Origin of the sequence: Streptomyces sp. NBC_00019, from assembly GCF_045041015.1 — a bacterium.
Lineage (GTDB): Bacteria > Actinomycetota > Actinomycetes > Streptomycetales > Streptomycetaceae > Streptomyces.
In genome coordinates, this window is the sequence record NZ_CP108302.1 from 4,541,801 (window position 1) to 4,558,024 (window position 16,224).

At 70.7% G+C, this 16,224-nt stretch carries 15 protein-coding genes and 1 pseudogene; 5 read left to right on the forward strand and 11 right to left on the reverse strand.

Annotation, left to right across the window (positions count from 1 at the left end; translation table 11 throughout):
• Nucleotides 1–51: 51 nt before the first annotated feature.
• Complete coding sequence (locus OHU89_RS21290; protein ID WP_405645016.1) at nucleotides 52–975, reverse strand: transglycosylase family protein; 924 nt, start codon at nucleotides 973–975, stop codon at nucleotides 52–54.
• Nucleotides 976–1,179: 204 nt separating this feature from the next.
• Nucleotides 1,180–2,481, reverse strand: coding sequence for an RNA-guided endonuclease InsQ/TnpB family protein (locus OHU89_RS21295; protein ID WP_405645018.1), 1,302 nt, complete (start codon nucleotides 2,479–2,481; stop codon nucleotides 1,180–1,182).
• 261 nt (nucleotides 2,482–2,742) lie between these two features.
• Here OHU89_RS21295 and OHU89_RS21300 point away from each other — a divergent pair, with 261 nt between their 5' ends.
• Nucleotides 2,743–4,065, forward strand: coding sequence for a cytochrome P450 (locus OHU89_RS21300; RefSeq protein ID WP_405645020.1), 1,323 nt, complete (start codon nucleotides 2,743–2,745; stop codon nucleotides 4,063–4,065).
• 15 nt (nucleotides 4,066–4,080) lie between these two features.
• Here the strand turns inward: OHU89_RS21300 and OHU89_RS21305 are convergent, their stop codons facing one another.
• The 5 genes from OHU89_RS21305 to OHU89_RS21325 form a co-directional block, all read right to left on the reverse strand.
• A complete protein-coding gene (locus tag OHU89_RS21305; protein WP_405645022.1) occupies nucleotides 4,081–5,070 on the reverse strand; it encodes a nucleoside triphosphate pyrophosphohydrolase in 990 nt (329 codons plus the stop codon).
• 88 nt (nucleotides 5,071–5,158) lie between these two features.
• Nucleotides 5,159–5,803 (reverse strand): SurA N-terminal domain-containing protein, encoded by a 645-nt coding sequence (locus OHU89_RS21310; RefSeq protein WP_405645023.1) that lies wholly within the window; start codon nucleotides 5,801–5,803, stop codon nucleotides 5,159–5,161.
• Between the two features lie 179 nt (nucleotides 5,804–5,982).
• Nucleotides 5,983–7,476, reverse strand: a complete 1,494-nt coding sequence (locus tag OHU89_RS21315; RefSeq protein WP_266899534.1) for a serine/threonine-protein kinase — start codon at nucleotides 7,474–7,476, stop codon at nucleotides 5,983–5,985.
• A 38-nt stretch (nucleotides 7,477–7,514) separates the two neighbouring features.
• Nucleotides 7,515–8,156 carry a hypothetical protein gene (locus OHU89_RS21320; RefSeq protein ID WP_405645025.1) on the reverse strand — a complete coding sequence of 214 codons (642 nt, stop codon included), beginning with the start codon at nucleotides 8,154–8,156 and terminating at the stop codon, nucleotides 7,515–7,517.
• A 218-nt stretch (nucleotides 8,157–8,374) separates the two neighbouring features.
• A complete protein-coding gene (locus OHU89_RS21325; protein WP_405645027.1) occupies nucleotides 8,375–10,471 on the reverse strand; it encodes an N-6 DNA methylase in 2,097 nt (698 codons plus the stop codon).
• A 230-nt stretch (nucleotides 10,472–10,701) separates the two neighbouring features.
• On the opposite strand from OHU89_RS21325, the gene OHU89_RS21330 reads away from it, so the two are divergent.
• Nucleotides 10,702–11,382, forward strand: coding sequence for a hypothetical protein (locus OHU89_RS21330; protein WP_405645029.1), 681 nt, complete (start codon nucleotides 10,702–10,704; stop codon nucleotides 11,380–11,382).
• Between the two features lie 131 nt (nucleotides 11,383–11,513).
• A pseudogene (locus OHU89_RS21335) lies at nucleotides 11,514–12,316 on the forward strand (hypothetical protein).
• A gap of 6 nt (nucleotides 12,317–12,322) precedes the next feature.
• Here OHU89_RS21335 and OHU89_RS21340 read toward each other — a convergent pair.
• Nucleotides 12,323–13,072: an N-acetyltransferase gene (locus OHU89_RS21340; protein ID WP_405645031.1), complete on the reverse strand. Its 750-nt coding sequence runs from the start codon at nucleotides 13,070–13,072 to the stop codon at nucleotides 12,323–12,325.
• A 62-nt stretch (nucleotides 13,073–13,134) separates the two neighbouring features.
• On the reverse strand, nucleotides 13,135–13,905 hold the full coding sequence (locus OHU89_RS21345) for an HNH endonuclease family protein (RefSeq protein WP_405645033.1): 771 nt from the start codon (nucleotides 13,903–13,905) through the stop codon (nucleotides 13,135–13,137).
• A gap of 162 nt (nucleotides 13,906–14,067) precedes the next feature.
• Between OHU89_RS21345 and OHU89_RS21350 the strand changes: the two genes are divergently transcribed.
• Nucleotides 14,068–14,253, forward strand: a complete 186-nt coding sequence (locus tag OHU89_RS21350) for an Rv0909 family putative TA system antitoxin (RefSeq protein ID WP_266891405.1) — start codon at nucleotides 14,068–14,070, stop codon at nucleotides 14,251–14,253.
• Nucleotides 14,254–14,394: 141 nt separating this feature from the next.
• On the opposite strand, the gene OHU89_RS21355 is transcribed toward OHU89_RS21350, so the two are convergent.
• Together OHU89_RS21355 and OHU89_RS21360 are read right to left on the reverse strand one after the other, a co-directional pair.
• Nucleotides 14,395–14,529: a hypothetical protein gene (locus OHU89_RS21355; protein WP_405645035.1), complete on the reverse strand. Its 135-nt coding sequence runs from the start codon at nucleotides 14,527–14,529 to the stop codon at nucleotides 14,395–14,397.
• A 68-nt stretch (nucleotides 14,530–14,597) separates the two neighbouring features.
• Nucleotides 14,598–15,506 (reverse strand): SCO6745 family protein, encoded by a 909-nt coding sequence (locus tag OHU89_RS21360; protein ID WP_405645037.1) that lies wholly within the window; start codon nucleotides 15,504–15,506, stop codon nucleotides 14,598–14,600.
• 116 nt (nucleotides 15,507–15,622) lie between these two features.
• Here OHU89_RS21360 and OHU89_RS21365 point away from each other — a divergent pair, with 116 nt between their 5' ends.
• Nucleotides 15,623–16,207, forward strand: coding sequence for a TetR/AcrR family transcriptional regulator (locus OHU89_RS21365; RefSeq protein WP_405645039.1), 585 nt, complete (start codon nucleotides 15,623–15,625; stop codon nucleotides 16,205–16,207).
• Nucleotides 16,208–16,224: the final 17 nt, after the last annotated feature.

Consider the following 16,224-nt stretch of genomic DNA (forward strand, 5'->3'; position numbering starts at 1 on the left):
TTTGATGTGAAGTGTGGCGTGAACTACCGGCATTTCTCTGGGGTTTTCGCCCTATTCGCTACCGAGTACGAGGGTCTGACCGGGCTCGATGCTGCTCGGGTCGGCGCCGATGACCTGCCTGTTCTCGGTGTAGAGCCGGCGCCATCCGCCGTCGACGTCAAGGGAGTCGGCGATGGAGGCGAGCGTGTCGCCGACGCGGACGGTGTACGAGCCCTCGTCGGCGCTCGCGCCGCGGTGCCGGCCGGTGCTCTCCTTGGCGGCGGAGAGGGCGCCGGTGTCGACGAGAGCCGAAGAGCCGCCTTCTTGCCAGGAGTTGTCCGATTCGTCACTCTTTGCCGGTGCTGTGGATGGACTGTCGGACGGCTGTGATTCTTCGGCGCCGGGGTCAGAGGTGTCCGACCTGGAAGAGTTGTCCGCTTCGGTGGACGCCGAGGGCGAGGGGGTCGAGTCGGCGGAGGACTCGGTCGACGAGTCGGACGATCCGGAGGAGTTGGACAGTCCGGACGAGCCAGGCGAATCGGATGATTCAGATGAACCCGACTCTTCGGATGCCGACGGGGTGCCGCTCTCGACGCCGGTGTCGACATCGTCCGAGGCCGAGTCCTTGCTCAGCCCGTTCAGCAGACCGCAGGTGCCCCAGACGCCGACGCCCTGGTCCGCGAGGACCTTCTCGGCGACGGCTATCTGCTGGTTGCGGCTGGCGAGGTCGGGGCTCGTGGCGTAGTCGAGGCCACCGTGCTTCTCCCAGTTCTCCTGGGAGAGCTTGAGCCCGCCGTAGTAGCCGTCGCCCTTGTTCGCGCTCCAGGAACCGTCGGTCTCGCACTTGGCGACCTGGTCCCAGGTATTCCCGTCGGCCGCGCTCGCGCCGGTGGCGCCGAGAAGCGGGATCGCGATGGCGGAGCCGGTCACTCCGGCCGCGACGAGGAGTGCCGGAGCCTGGCGGGGGCGACGGTGACGACCGTTCCCGGTGAGCATGCGGAGGCCTTTCGCGAGACAACAGTGACCGGCGCGGCGGGTGGAGACAGTCACCGCGCTGATGCGTGAACGTATCGGCAGTCGATCACTTGTCACAAGTTAATGCCGCGTAGATCACGTGAAGATCACAGAGTTGAGGGCGGGTCATGTTTGGCCGGTTCCAGCACAACTCCCGCTGTGACACGCATTGACATCCTCCCCCTCTTAAAAGAGGGGGATTCCAACCCAGTTGGGTTGAGGTTCACGGACGCTCGACCGCTTGGTGGACGGTGTCGTCCCTCCGGCACCGGCTGTTCGCCGGGGGCGGGGGATCCCGCCCTGTCCTGCCGCGACGTTGATACTCGCGTTGGTGTCCGCGTTGCAGGTGAAGCCGCAGGAGGAACAGACGAACTCGGCTTGGCTCTTGCGCGAGTTCTTGTCGATCCATCCGCAGGCACTGCAGCGCAGACTGGTGTAGGGGGCGGGTACGTCCTGGACCCGGTCGGGGGCCTTGTGCTCGGTCCGCTGCCGCAGCAGGCCCCACCCCTGGGCGAGGATCACCCGGTTCAGGCCGGACTTCTGGGCGACGTGCCTGCCGGGCCGCTCGGCGGTTCCCTTCGCGGAGCGGGTCATGTTCCTGATGTTCAGCTTCTCGAACCGGATCAGGCTGTAGGAGCGGGCGAGCATAGTGCTGGTCTTCTCGCACCAGTCCTTGCGCCGGTTCGCCTCCCGCGCCTTGAGCTTGGCCACCTTCGCGTACTCGGCCGTCTTCTCGGGACTGTCCTTCTTCGCCCTCGCCGCGCGCCGCTGGTGCTTGCGGACTTGGGCGCGTTCCCTGACGGTGAGCTGCGGACAGTTCAGGGTGCGGCCGTCCGACAGGGCGGCGGTGATCGTCACACCCCGGTCGATGCCGATGACCTCGCCGGTGCCGGGCGCGGGGGTCGGCTCGGGGACGACCGCGAAGGCGATGTGCCACTGCCCGCTGCGAAAGGTGACGCGGAACGTCTTCGCGTCGGGCAACTGCGCACCCTTGCCCTTGGCGCTGAGGCGGAAGCGGACCCAGCCGCAGCCGGGCACCCTGACCTGCGCCCACCTACGGTTGAGCCTCGGCACGACGACGGAGCGGCCCATGACCTGCTTGCCGGTCTTCGCGTTCAGCTTCGGTGAGCCGTCAGTGTTGTACTCGGGCACACGGTCGGTACCGATGACCCGGAAGCCCTCATGCCGGAACTTCCTGCGCCAGGCCGGTTCACCGAACCCGGACGTGAAGCGGGCTTTCTTAGCCTTGGCGAAGTCCTTCAGTGCCTGCTGCTGCACGTCGGCGTTTCCCAAGCCAAGCCATTCGTTCCCCCGCCGGGCTTCGGTGAGCTGACGGCACTGCTCCGCGAAACCGGGAGCGGCCCTGCGCCACCTGCGCCAGTGCGAGTGCTGCTCAACGGCGAGATTCCAGACGTACCGGGCGTGCGCACAGTGCGTGAGCATCTGCTCTTCCTGCGCGGGCGTCGGGTACATCCGGAAACGAGACATGCCGCGAACCTAGCCACCCCGTTCCCCACCCGCGCATCTCTTCGACCAACATCACCCGCACGAGTGACCAGCACACCCCACAGCCCCCAGCCCCCCAACCGCACGCCCCCGCATCTCACCTGCTCGACGCCGCCCTGGACATCTTGAAGGGGGACGCCGAATCGCCCTGGCGGCGATTCGGCTACCTCTGCCCCGCTACGCGGGAGCGGGCATTCACCCCGGCCCTGAGGGACCGGACACCCTGCCCGAAAGCAAAGATGGATGTTCGACCCATGCCAACCTGCGGACGCGCAAGCGCCTTGCGGCTGCGGATACGGTCATCACGTGAACGTCTCGAACACCGGCCCCGAACTCTTCACCTGGGAGTTCGCTTCCGACCCGTACCCGGCTTACGCCTGGCTGCGCGAGCACTCCCCCGTCCATTGGACGAAACTCCCCAGCGGCGTCGAGGCGTGGTTGGTGACCCGCTATGCCGATGCGCGTCAAGCGCTCGCGGACCAGCGCCTCTCGAAGAACCCCGACCACCATGCGGGGGACGCTCAGGGCAAGAGCCGGACCGGTATCCCCGGCGAACGCAGTGCCAACCTCATGACGCATCTGCTCAACATCGACCCCCCGGATCACACCCGGCTGCGCCGCCTCGTCTCCAAGGCGTTCACCCCGCGTCGTGTGGCGGAATTCGAGCCCCGGGTACAGGAGTTGACGGACAGTCTCATCGACCGGTTCGCACCCCAGGGCCAGGCCGACCTCATCCACGACTTCGCCTTCCCTCTCCCCATCTACGCGATCTGCGATCTGCTCGGCGTTCCACGCGAGGACCAGGACGACTTCCGCGACTGGGCGGGCATGATGATCCGGCACGGAGGGGGCCCACGCGGGGGTGTCGCCCGTTCCGTCAAGAAGATCCGCGGCTACCTCGCCGAACTCATCCACCGCAAGCGCGGCGACCTCGGCGACGACCTGATCTCGGACCTCATCCGTGCCTCCGACCATGGCGAGCACCTCACCGAGAACGAAGCTGCCGCGATGTGCTTCGTGCTTTTGTTCGCAGGATTTGAGACCACTATCAACTTGCTCGGCAACGGCACGTACGCGCTCCTGCGTAACCCCGACCAGCGCGCACGGCTCCAGAACTCGATCGAACGCGGCGAGACCGAGCTCCTCGACACCGGCATCGAGGAACTGCTCCGCTACGACGGCCCCGTGGAGCTGGCCACCTGGCGCTACGCCACCGAGCCCCTCGTCATCGGCGGGCAGCCCATCGCCGTCGGCGACCCGGTGCTGGTCGTACTTGCCGCCGCGGACCGCGACCCAGCTCGGTTCGCCGCCCCGGACTCGCTCGACCTGTCCCGGGGTGACAACCAGCACCTCGGGTACGGCCACGGCATTCACTACTGCCTCGGTGCTCCTCTGGCCCGCCTTGAGGGCCGTACGGGCCTGGAGACCCTGTTGCGCCGCCTGCCCGATCTCGAGCTCGCCGCCGACCCCGCCGACCTGCGCTGGCGAGGCGGACTCATCATGCGTGGACTTCGTGACCTCCCCGTACGGTTCACCCCCGCTCGAGCCGGCCATCCGCCCGTCTGATCGCGGCCCGGCGACCTAGACGCCGTTTCCCTCCGCCTCCAGCACCGCATCCCGATAGGCCCGCGCCGCGCTCCGCAGCGCCGCCTCCGGATCCACCCCCGCCGCCTCGGCTCTCACCGCCATGGCGAGCAGTTCGTACCCCATGCCCTCTCCCGTCGGCAGCGTTACCTCCAGGCCTGCCGTACGGGCACGCGATGCCAGCTTGGCGGCGAGCGCCAGGCCCGGCTGGCCGAGGGGGATGCCGTCCGTCACCGACTCGCGTTGTTTCTCTATGGCCTTCGTGCGCAGCCAGTGCTCCTTCACCTCCTCGGGGGTCGTCGCGGTCTCGTCGCCGAAGACGTGGGGGTGGCGGTGGATGAGCTTGGTGACGATGCCGCCCGCCACGTCGTCGATGGAGAAGGGGGTGTCCGGGTCCTCCTCCGCGATGCGGGCGTGGAAGACGACCTGGAGGAGGACGTCGCCGAGCTCTTCGCGGAGTTCGTCGCGGTCGCCCTCCTCGATGGCCTCGACGAGTTCGTAGGCCTCCTCGATGCCGTACTTGGCGAGGCCCTTGTGGGTCTGCTGGGAGGACCAGGGGCACTCGGCGCGGATGCGGTCCATGACCTGGACGAGGTCGAGGAGGCGGGCGCCCGGGAGGTCGTAGGAGGCGGGGAGGAGTTCCAGGTCGGGCATGGACACGCGGCCCGAGCCGGCGAGGCGGGCGAGGCCGTCGGTGAGCCGGGGCTCGCCCTCGCCCGTCGCGACCACGACCACGGTGTGGCCGCCCGCACACGCCTCGACCAGTTCCTCCGCGGTCGGGGAGGCCTCGTCGACCTGTATGCCGGCCTCGCGCAGATACGGCAGCTGCGGGTGCGCACCGTCCGCGCACAGCACCCGGCCGGCCGCGTGCAGCGCCTGCCAGGCGGGCCAGGACAGCAGGCCGGGGGCGACACGGTGGCTGGTGGTCAGCAGGACAATGCGGCCTGGGGCGGCGGCCGGGGCGGATTCGGGGCTGGTGGTGTTCACAGCTCGAAGCTAACCCACACCGCCGACAGAGCCGATCAGTTGTCCACAGACCCGGGGGCGGGGTGGGATCGTATGACCGGCGATGGTGTTACGCCGTCTCCTGTGTCCCCGTCGCCGAGACCTCCCGGACCCACGGCGTCTTCGCGTCGACGCGGCTGCTCTTCGCGTCGTCCCAGGTGCCGTAGCGGGGGTTGAGGTCGATGTCGAGTTTCTTGGACGCCTTGGCCAGGGCCTGCCAGAAGTCGGCCTTGCCGGTGTCGGTGCCGAGGACGGCGGCGAGCTTCTGGGCCTCGAGCTGGAGGCGGAGGTTCTCGTCGAGGCGCTCGGGGGCGATGCCGTAGCGCTGGAGCCAGGCCGTTTCCAGGGCCTTGGCGCCGCCGGCCTGCTGTTCCAGGCCGGTGCGCATGTCCTGGATCTCCTTGCGGGTGACCGTCACCCCGGCGTCCTGCGCCGCGCGGTGCAGAACCTGGTCGAGGACCATGCTGTGCAGGGTGTCCCGGCTGAGAGTGCCGGTCTTGGCGATGGCCTGCGCGTATTGCGCCTCGTCCGGCACCGCGACGCGCTGTGCCTCGCGCACCTCGTTCACCCTGGTCTCCAGCTGGGCGACGGTGATCCGCTGGCCGCCGACGACGGCTGCCGCACCGGGATGCGCGTCGTTTCCGCATGCGGTGAGGAGGGGCGCCGCGACGATCGCGGCGGAGAGGAGGAGCGCGGTGCGACGGCGGCGGTGCAAGGAAGCCTCCCGAGGAGATTGTGCGACGGTGCACAAAGTCTTGCGGTGATCGATGGTAGGCAGTGGACAAGCTCTGGCCAACCCATTCGACCAACGATTCACCAGGACTTCGGGCACCGACGCACTCCGTCGGGGTCGCTGGGCGGTCGGGCGAGGTCGGCGGGGGTTCGGCGGCGCGCTCAGCCGCGTACCTGCCCCAGCCACTCCAGGGTGCGTCGGACCTCCACCGCGAGCGGGTGGCCGGGGCCGTGCAGGCGTTCCACGTCGTGCACGAGGCGGGCCAGTGTGTCGTGGGCGGCGGCGCGGTCGCCGAGGGCGAGCAGGAGGTGGCCGATGCGGCGGCGGACGTCGTGGGCGAGCTCGGGGTCGCCGGCCACGTACTGGTTCTCGTAGTACGGCAGCAGCGCGCGGTACTCGGCGAGCGCCGCCGCCGGTTCGCCGAGCTGCTCCAGGCACTGGGCGGCCTCGTAGCGGAAGCGCAGCGACTGGGTGTCGGCCTGGCCGGCCTCGGCGGCGCGTTCGTCGGCGAGGCGGCGCAGTTCGGGCAGCGCGCGCCGGTACTGACCGTCGTCCATGAGCGTGGCGGCGTACTGCTTGCGCAGGGTACGTACGACTGGGGAGTGCTCGCCGTGCTGTTCCGCCGCCGCGGGCAGGATCGCGCCGAGGATGTCGACGGCCTGGGTGATGCGGCCTTCGCCGAGGAGGCGCTTGACCTCGTCGACGGCGCGTGCGACGTCGGGTTTCTCGGCGGGGGGCGCGTGCGGCGTGGCGGGCGCCGGCTGGGGCGCGGGGGTGCGGGCGCGGTCCGGCCAGGGGGCGTGCGGGCGAAGGAAGGGGCGCGTGGGGTCCAGGGGCGCCCCTGTGGGGGTCCCGCGCGCGGGCAGGAGCAGCGACAGGTGCTCGTACACCTCCTGCGCACTGGCGGGCCGGTGCTGCGGGTCCTTGGCGAGCAGGCGCAGGACGAGCGCCTCGAGCGCCTCGGGGACTTCGGGGCGCAGGCGGCGCACGGGGAGCGGGGGCTCGTAGAGGTGGCGGTGGAGCACACCGAGCGCCGTGGAGCCGGAGAACGGGACGTCGCCGCTGAGGAGTTCGTGGAGCAGTACGCCGAGTGCGTACAGGTCGGTGTAGGGGCCGACCGCGCCGCCCATGGCCTGCTCGGGCGCCATGTAGGCGGGCGAGCCGATGGGAGTGCCGGTGTGGGTGAGGCGGGTGGTGTCGGCGTCCATGACGGAGGCGACGCCGAGGTCGAGGACGGTGACGGTGCCGTCCTGCTTCACCATCACGTTGCGGGGCTTGAGGTCGCGGTGGACGATCGGCACGGCGTGCACGGCGCTCAGCACGGCGCAGAGTTGCGCGGCGACCGCGACGGCCCACTGCCAGGGGTACGGGTCGTGCTCGGCGAGGTGGTCGGAGAGGTCCGCGCCGTCGACGTACTGCATGACGAGGAACAGCTCCTCGCCCTCGCTGCCCGCGTCGTGCACGGTGACGAGTCCGGGGTGGTCGACCTGTGCGGTCACCCGGCATTCGCGTACGAACCGGCGGCGCAGCTCGTCGGCCTCCTGCCCGGCCACCTTGTCGGGGCGCAGCAGCTTCACCGCCACGCGCCGGTCGAGCCGTTGGTCGTAGGCCGTCCAGACCTGTCCCATGCCGCCCTGTCCGATGAGCGTGGACAGTTCATAGCGGCCTGCGACGACACGTCCTGTCGTCACGGTCACCTTCCGCCCTCATAGCCGCCGTTGGGGTTGCCGTCCTGCCGGCGCAGGTAGTCGCTCAGTTCGTCGAGCTCGGCGCGCACCTGGTCGATGCGGGCGGGCGCGGGGCGCTGGGGCGGCTGGGCGGGGGGCACGGGCGCGTGGGGCATCGCGTCGCGGGGTGCGGGCGGGGGCGGCAGCGGGCTCTGCGGGATCGGCGCGGGCGTCTGCGGCAGGGTCGTCGCGGTGTACGGCGACTGGGGCTGCGGGTAGCCGTACGTCGGTGCCGGGGCGGGTTGCGGGCCGTACGCGGCGTAGCGGAGCTGGTGGAAGTGGCGGATGTCCGCGGAGAGGTAGTACGAGATCGCGGCGATGAGTGTGCCCAGGAGCAGGATCAGGCCGGTCCAGCCGCCCACGGTGTGGATCTCCTCGCCGGGCTCCGTGCCGATCAGCACCAGTCCGAGGACGATCGCGACGAACGAGGCCACGAACAGGACCCAGTCGAGCCCCCTGCGCGTCACGATCGCCAGACGCAGCAGCATCGTCCAGGCCAGCAGGCCGATGGAGAAGATCGAGATCACCACGAACAGCACGCGCAGGAAGACCAGCAACGCCGGATGGGGCGGCTGCTTCACCGGCTGCGTGTAGCCGTGGCCATGCATGACAGCTCCTGGTGCCTGATGAGGTGGGCATACGTGGGCGGCCGACGCCCGGCAACCCCGTTCCTGCGATTGTCGCTTCGAGCGTATAGGCCGACAACGACATGCGGTCCAGGGTTGTACCGAACCGTTGTCGTGCTGATCACGTCGTACGGCGGCGCAGGTCACGGCGGAGGCGGCCGGAGGGCTGGATTCCGCAACCGCCGGGCGCCGCCCGGGCGTCAGTCGGGTGCGACCGTGCCGTCGGTGAGGCCGTCGTACATCCCGCGCACGAGCTGGTTCCCGAGCCGGCCCGCGTGCCGTAGCGCCCGCTCGAACTCGTCGAGTGCGCGGAAGCGCGCGCCGTAGCGGCGTTGTTCGTCGAGCGGGAGCCGGGGCAGTTGCAGACGGCGCACGTCCAGGCGTGTCGCGGTGGAGGCGTAGCTGCTGGCCTGACGGTTGTTGGCGGTGCCGCGCAGGAAGCCGGCGAGGAACCAGGGGTCGAGCGCCGTGGGATCGGGGCGCAGGAGCACGAGACTGCGCCCCAGGGCGGCGCCCCCGCTCGCGTCGTCGATCACGCGCGCCATCGAGCCGCCGCCGAGCACCGGCACGACGACGTCGCCCGGCTCGACGAGCACGGCCTCCTCGTCGCTCTCGGGGAGCGTGCCGGAGGGGGCGGTGCCGGCGATGACGTCGTGGTCGGTGAGGACGGGCACGCGCGCGTGGCCGCCGCTTCCGCCGGTGCGCATCACCAGGGCGCCCCCGCGCGCGAGTTCGCCGACGGTGGTGAGCGGCCAGCGGGCGGGCTGTGCGGTGTCGGCGGGCGGCGGGGTGAGGTCGGTGGTCAGGCGCAGGGTCTCACCGAGGCGCTCGCGCACGGCGGTGAGCGCCTCCGCGCCGTCGGCGGCCGTGGCGGGGGGGAGATGGCGGGCCGGGGCGAGGTCCACGTCGTCGTCGAGGAGATCGATGACGGGCAGGGAGCGCGCGAGTCCGGGCCGCTCCTGGAGGGTGCCCGCGCGGTCGAAGGCGCGCCAGGCGTCGAGCACCGCTTCCCGCACGACCCGCCAGTCGGGGCCGCCGCGCCCTTCGGTGGCGAACTGGCCGGTGTCGGCGAGCAGCACCTCGGGCTGGGCCGGCGCCTTCTCGGGACGGCGCAGCACCCACAGATGGAGCGGGATGTTGTACGGGGGTGCCGCGCCGACCGGCAGGGCGACGACCGCGCGCAGCGCGCCCCGGCGCAGCAGGTCGGCGCGGATACGGCGACCCGAGCGGCGGGAGGCGGCGGCGGGCGGCATGAGGAGTACGGCGGTGCCGCCGTCCTTGAGGCGGGCGAGCGCGTGCTGCACCCAGGCCAGCTCGGACTCGGTGCGGGCCGGGAAGCCGTACTCCCAGCGGGGGTCGTAGGCAAGTTCGTCGTGCCCCCAGTTGCGCTCGTTGAACGGCGGGTGGCACAGGACGGCGTCGGCGCGCAGTTCGGGGTGGGCGTCGGCGCGCAGTGTGTCGCCGGTGGCGCCGTGCACGCCGGCGCGGGTGTGCAGGGCGAGCCGGAGTGCGGTGAGGGTGGCGAGCTCGGGGGCGCTGTCCTGGGCGTACAGCTCCTGGTCGGCGCGGGCGGTGACGGCGCGCAGCAGGGCGCCGGTGCCGCAGGCCGGGTCGAGGACGGTGCGGGCGGGGCCCGCGAGGTCGGCCATGAGGCCGGCGAGGTCGGCGGGGGTGAGCGTGTACTGGCGCGGGTTGGCGTCGAGGTGCCGGCCGAGCAGGAACTCGAAGGTCTGCCGGGCGCCCAGCTCCGCCGCAAGTTCGGCGGCCCCGCGCAGGAGGGGGACGGAGGTGAGGAGGTCGGGGCCGAGGGGGGCGTGAACGGCGGCGCGGGGGCTCACGGAGGGTGAGGTGTTCACAGCGCCGGGGCTGTTCACGGTGTCCGGGGTGTTCACAGTCGCCGCAGTACCGAACCGCGGTGCCAGTACCTCCTCGAGCACTCCCGGCAGCATCGCCGCCAGACGCGCGTCGGAGCCGGCGCTCGCGTCCAGCCAGACGGTGGGGCGGTCGTGGATGAGCAGTAGGACGCAGCCGGCGTGGGTGAGGGCGGTGACGGGGCCCTCGGGATGGCCGGAGAGCTGCTGCCAGACGCGTTCGCGCAGCGGGACCTCGGCGAGTTTTCCCTGGTCACGCAGCCAGGTCTCGACCTCGGTGAGGGCGAAGGACGGGCTGGTCTCGGTGCCGCCGACCGGCTTGGGGAAGTCGGCGTGGCGGCGGCGCCAGTTGCTGACGGCGGCGCGGCCGACGCCGGCGAGCCGGGCGATCCCGGCGGCGGTCACCTCTGTGGCGTTGTCCTGCACCGGCCCGGCTCCCCTCGTCGTACTGCGTGGCTCCGCGCGTCCCCGCATCTGCCTGCGCTCCGCGTGTGACGCCGAGCATAGCGGCGTACGCAAGATCTACCCCTTCACGGCCGTGTACTCCAACCATCTTGTGAACTGTGTTGACTCGGTTCACACGCTCTGCTCTTATTGACCCAGCGAACGAACGGCAGCCGATCGGCGGCTGTCACCGTGTTGGAGGGGACACAGTCATGGGCATGAAGGGCAAGGTCGCGCTGGGGGCCGTCGTGGGGATCGTCGTCATCGGTGCCGTGTCGGCGAACTCCGGCGACGACAGCAGCGACTCCACGAGCAGCGACAAGGGCTCTTCGGCGTCCGCACAGGCGAAGCCCGGCGGCGAGAAGGAGGCGGCGCAGGCTGCCGAGGAGAAGAAGATCGCGTTCGAGGGGGACGGCGACTTCCAGGTCGGCTCGGACATCAAGCCCGGCACCTACCGCACCACCGGCAACGACGACGGCATGTGCTACTGGGAGCGCGCCAAGGACTCCTCCGGCGAGATGGACTCCCTGCTCGCCAACGACAATGTCACCGGCACCAGTTACGTGACCGTCAAGGCCTCCGACAAGCTCTTCAAGTCGAGCGACTGCAACGACTGGGAGGCCGTCGACACCAAGGCGAAGGGCTCCCCCGCGGCCAAGATGGCCGGCGACGGCGGCATGTTCAGAGTCGGCGCCGACATCGCCCCCGGCACCTACAAGTCCACCGGCAACAAGGACGACATGTGCTACTGGGAGCGCGCCAAGGACGCTGAGCACGGCCTCGACTCGATCATCGCGAACGACAACGTGACCGGCTCGGCCGTCGTCACGATCAGCGCCTCGGACACCTACTTCAAGACGTCCGGCTGCACGGACTGGAAGAAGACCGGCTGACGCCGGCCACCGTACGGCGCGGTCCGGCGGGGCCGACCCACGGCAGTACCCGCCGGACCGCGCTCCCTTTCCGCACGCCGCGCGTCCCGCCGCGCCCGCTCACCACACCGCTACACCACCGAGGAGTTCCCATGCGACGTACCGCACTTGCCGCCCTCTGCCTCACCGCCGCGACCACCCTCGCACTCACCGGCTGCCAGTCGGACCAGTCCGGCCGGTCCGGAAAGGACAAGGCGGACGGCAAAGCCCGCAGCTCCAGCCCGTCGAGCAGTCCGAGCAAGGCGAAGGAGCCGTTCGCCGGACTGACCGGCGGCGAGATCGCCGACCGGGCCGTCGAGGCCACGACCGGCGCCTCGTCGCTGCGGATGAAGGGGGACGTCCCCGACGACGGGTCCGGGGACACGATCGAGATCGACATGGCCCTGAACAAGCAGGGCGAATGTGCGGCACGATGAGCGTGGGCGGCCAGGGCAAGGCCGATCTGATCAAGGTCGGCGACACCGTCTACATGAAGTACGACGAGGCCTTCCTGCGCGCCCAGAGCAAGGGCGAGAAGAAGTCGGACGTGGACGCGGCCGTGGCGTTGCTGGCCGGGAAGTGGACCAAGATGTCCGCGAAGGGCGAGGACGCCAAGGAGATCGCGGGCTTCTGTGACCTGGACACGGTGCTCGGCGACGCCGACGACGTGGACTCGGACTCGTCACGCGGCAAGACGACCACCGTGGACGGCACGCCCGCGATCGTGCTGCACGAGCGGGACGGCAAGGAGCGCTACACGCTCTACGTCGCCACCGAGGGCAAGCCGTATCTGCTGCGGGTCGACAGCGCCTCCGCGAGCGACCCGGGCACCCTGACCTTCAGCGAGTACGACGAGCCCGTCCCCGCGCAGAAGCCCAGCGGCGAGATCCTCGACCTCGACGCCCTGGGCGCCTGAACCGCCCTACGGCTGCAGCGGATGCCGCATCCACACATTGGGCTCGACGTACACCGCGTATCCCCGCTCCGGCTCGCACCGCACCGGCACCAGCGCTCCGGGCACCTCGATGTCGCCCCGGGTGTCGAAGGGCAGCCCCGTCCAGCGGCGCCACTGCTCCAGCGAACCGGCCACCGTCATGGAGGCCGGCGACACGGAGTGGATGGTGGCGCCGGCCCGGGCGTGGACACGCAGCCACGGGTCGTGCGGGAGCCCGTCGGGCCGTACGCGGTGGGCGTACTCCTCGATGGGGGCGTGCGGTTCGAGGTGCTTGGCGCTGGGGCGGACGGGGGCGACGACCTCGCTGAAGCCGTGCGCACGGGCGTTGTCGCGCATCGCCGACAGCATGCGGCCGGACAGGCCCTTGCCCTGGGCGTCGGGCCGGACGTTGATGGCGATCGCGCTGACGGTGTCGGGCCGGGCCCCGCGGCGCAGGTCGGCGAAGGCCCACAGGAGCACTTCGTCCCAGCCCCGGGCAGGCAGTTCGCCCCGGCCCTCGGTGTCGAGGGCGAAGGGCACGCTGAACCCGGTGGCGACGACCTCGCCCCGCTCGTCCTCGGCGAACAGCACATACGGCGGGAACTCCCTGGCGATCCGGCCGTAGTGGTGGTCGCCCACCAGGTCCCTGGTGACGAACTCCGGCCAGCTGTCGGCCATCGCGACCACGCGTTCGTGGTCGTCGGGGCGTTCGGCGAGACTCGACACCTTCGGTTCCATGCGGTCACCGTAGGCGGGCGGCACCACGGCCGGGAACCGCTTTTCCGGCCCTGACAGCCGGGTCAGCCCCCGCACTGCCGCAGCATCATCTCCTTGTCGGCCTTCGTCACCGGGAGCTCGTACTTCAGCGAGACCTGTGCGAAGCGCACCACGTACGAGCAGCGGATCTGCTTGTTCGGGGGCAGCCAGGACGCGGGGCCCGAGTCGCTCTTGGAGCCGTTGGTCGGGCCGTCCACCGGTATGAGGTTGAGCGGGTCGTTGGCGATGTCCTCGCGCTTGTCCTTGTCCCAGCGCGAGGCACCCATCTGCCAGTCGTACGACAGCGGCATCACATGGTCGATCTGCACCGCCGTGGCACGGGACTTGACCCAGTCGAGTTCCTTGCCGGTGTAGGGGTCGGCCAGGGTCATGGAGACGACGACGCAGTCCGAACCGGAGCGGAAGCGGACGTCCTCGCCGTCCCTCTGGAGGAGGTCGTTGCGGGTGTCGCAGCCGTTGCGGGAGAAGGGGATGCCGCCGGGCGCCGAGTCCATCCAGGCGTAGCCGAACTCGTCCCGGTCGTAGCCCGTCTTGGGGCCGCGGCCCTTGGTCTCCACCTTCTCGATCAGGGCGCGCGCCTTGGTTCTGTCGGCGTCCGTGGTGATGGCCGCAAGGCCGGGCTTGGTGCCGTCCGGGTTGTCCAACGGGCTCACCGCGCGGCCGGAGCTCACGGCCGGGCCGGAGCCGGATGGCTCGCTGTCCGCGGGCAGTTCCACGCCCTCACAACCGGCGAGCAGTACGACCATGCCGAGCATGGCCGCGGCGCTCGCCGCCCCGCCCCTCAGACGCGTCACGGTGCGTCCCTCCCCTTGTTCTCCTGGTCCACCCCGCACGAGCCGGTCGTGCCTGCTCTCACGGTACTGGCCGAGAGGTCCAGACCATATAGGGCTTCAAGGGGCATACCTCTCAGGTCGGGCGTATCGTCAATGCTGAGTCACCTCCGGAAGGAGCTCTGGATGGGCATCCTCGACAGGTTCAAGAGCAACCGCACGGCGCAGGACAAGGCCAAGAACATGTCCGACGCGGCGGAACGCAAGGCCAACGAGAAGACGGGCAACAAGTACGAGAGCCAGGTCGACGACGGGCAGCAGAGGATCGAAGGCGCGATGGGCATGGATCGCGACAGGCCCGAACAGCCGTAAGGCCGGCAGACCCCACGGAGGAACACGAGATCCCTGCCGGGCACACCGCCCGGCCGTCCGGGATCCCCTGAACCACCTTGCAACCGAGGCCGTCCGCGGAGACACAACTCCCGCGGACGGTCTCGCGTTTGCGGGCGACCCTCACCGCAGCGCCCTCCGGGTCCGTGAACACATGAACACCGAATTACCGAGCCACCGGCCCGCCGTCCGCAGGAAGTCGCAGAACAGGTCCAGCCGCTCCTGTCCCTGCAACTCCCGCGTGCACCGGTCGGGCATGCCGTCATGCTGCCGCGAGGACACTCCGGGCGCAGTCCGTTTCCGGCGGCCGCCTCCCCCGTCTCCGTTCAGACCTTCCCTATCCCCAGCGTCGTCTCCGAAGGCAGCAGCCCTGAGGACAGCACCGTCACCCAGAAGTCGCCGAGCAGTTCGACGAGGCGGTCGGTGTCGGTCTGGCCGAGGGACTGCCAGGGGGCGGCGGCGAGTTGGTCGGTGTGCTGCTCGACCTGGTGGCGCAGGGCGCGGCCCGCCTCCGTTGCCGTGCCGTCCTCGTCGACCAGGCCTCGGGTGGTCAGGCGGTCGCGTGCGGCCGACCATTCCTCGTCGCTCCAGCCGCGGCTCTCGAAGCGCTCGACGGAGGCGGCGCCTATCCCCGCGAAGGAGACGAGCGACTCGACCGGGTCGAGGCCGGCGATGAGCAGGGCGGCGAGATGGCCGTCGCCGCGATGCTCGCGCAGGACCGTCGCCGCGTGCCACAGCTGGAGGTGCGGGATGGTGGGCCACTCCAGCTCGGCGTTGGCCGCGGCGAGGGGGCGGCCCGCGCTGTTCACCGCTTCGGCGGCCCGGCGGGCGAGGGCGGCGGCCTCCGCCAGTTCGGGACTGTCGACGCGCTCGCCGAATACCTCTCGGTACGCCCTGTCGATGCCTCGCAGCCGCGCCGCCAGCACCGCCTCGGGGCTCGCGACGCTCCACGCGCAGTCGATGTGCTCGGCGACCATGCGGGGGCTGAAGCTGTAGAAGGCGGAGGTCACCCGCTCGGCGCCCACCGCACCCAACGGGGCCGCACGGAGAGGGAAGTAGCTCGGCCAGCGCTCCTTGGTGTCATAGCCGAGCGCCGCCGTCTCCTCGAAGACCTCCGGCGCGTAGTACACCACCGCGTGCAGAGGTTCCAGCAGGTGCCAGAGCTGGCGCACTCGGGCCGGGGCGACGCCGGCGGTGACCGTACCGGTACCGGTCTCGCTCTCGTGCTGCGACATGGCATGACTCCTCGTCGTATCCAAGTGCTTCGAACCCGCTCCACAACTTGCCACTGACAAGATTGCCCGAGCCCCACCAACTTGTCAATGCCTAGATTGGGCGTACGCTGCTGTCCATGGCATCCGCGGACACCACGAAGCCGGCCTCGCGCCGCCCCTATCACCACGGCGATCTGCGCCGCGCCGTCCTCACCGCCGCGCTCGACGTCATCGCCGCCGACGGCCCGTCCGCGCTGAGCCTGCGCGACCTCGCCCGCCGGGCCGGGGTGTCGCACGCGGCCCCCGCCCATCACTTCGGGGACCGCACGGGCCTGCTCACGGCGATCGCGGCGGAGGGGTTCGGACTGCTGGCGACCGCGCTGCGGGAGGCACCGGACCTCAAGGAGGCGGGCGTGCACTATGTGCGCTTCGCGCGCGAGCACCCGGCGCACTTCCAGGTGATGTTCTCGCCGGGACTGCTGCGCGCCGACGACCTCGAACTGACCACCGCCCGCACCCTCGCCGGCGACGCCCTGCGCGAGGCCGTGTCCGGGGTGGACCCCGAGGGCATCGAGCCGCGCCTCGCGGGCGTCGCGGCCTGGTCCCTCGCGCATGGCTTCGCCACGCTGCTGCTCGGACACAACCTGGACGGGCCGGTGGGGGGCAGAGATCCGGAGGAGGTCTTCCGGACGTTGGCGGGGATGCTGTTCCGGGCCACGTGAGCGGGCGCTGCTCCGGC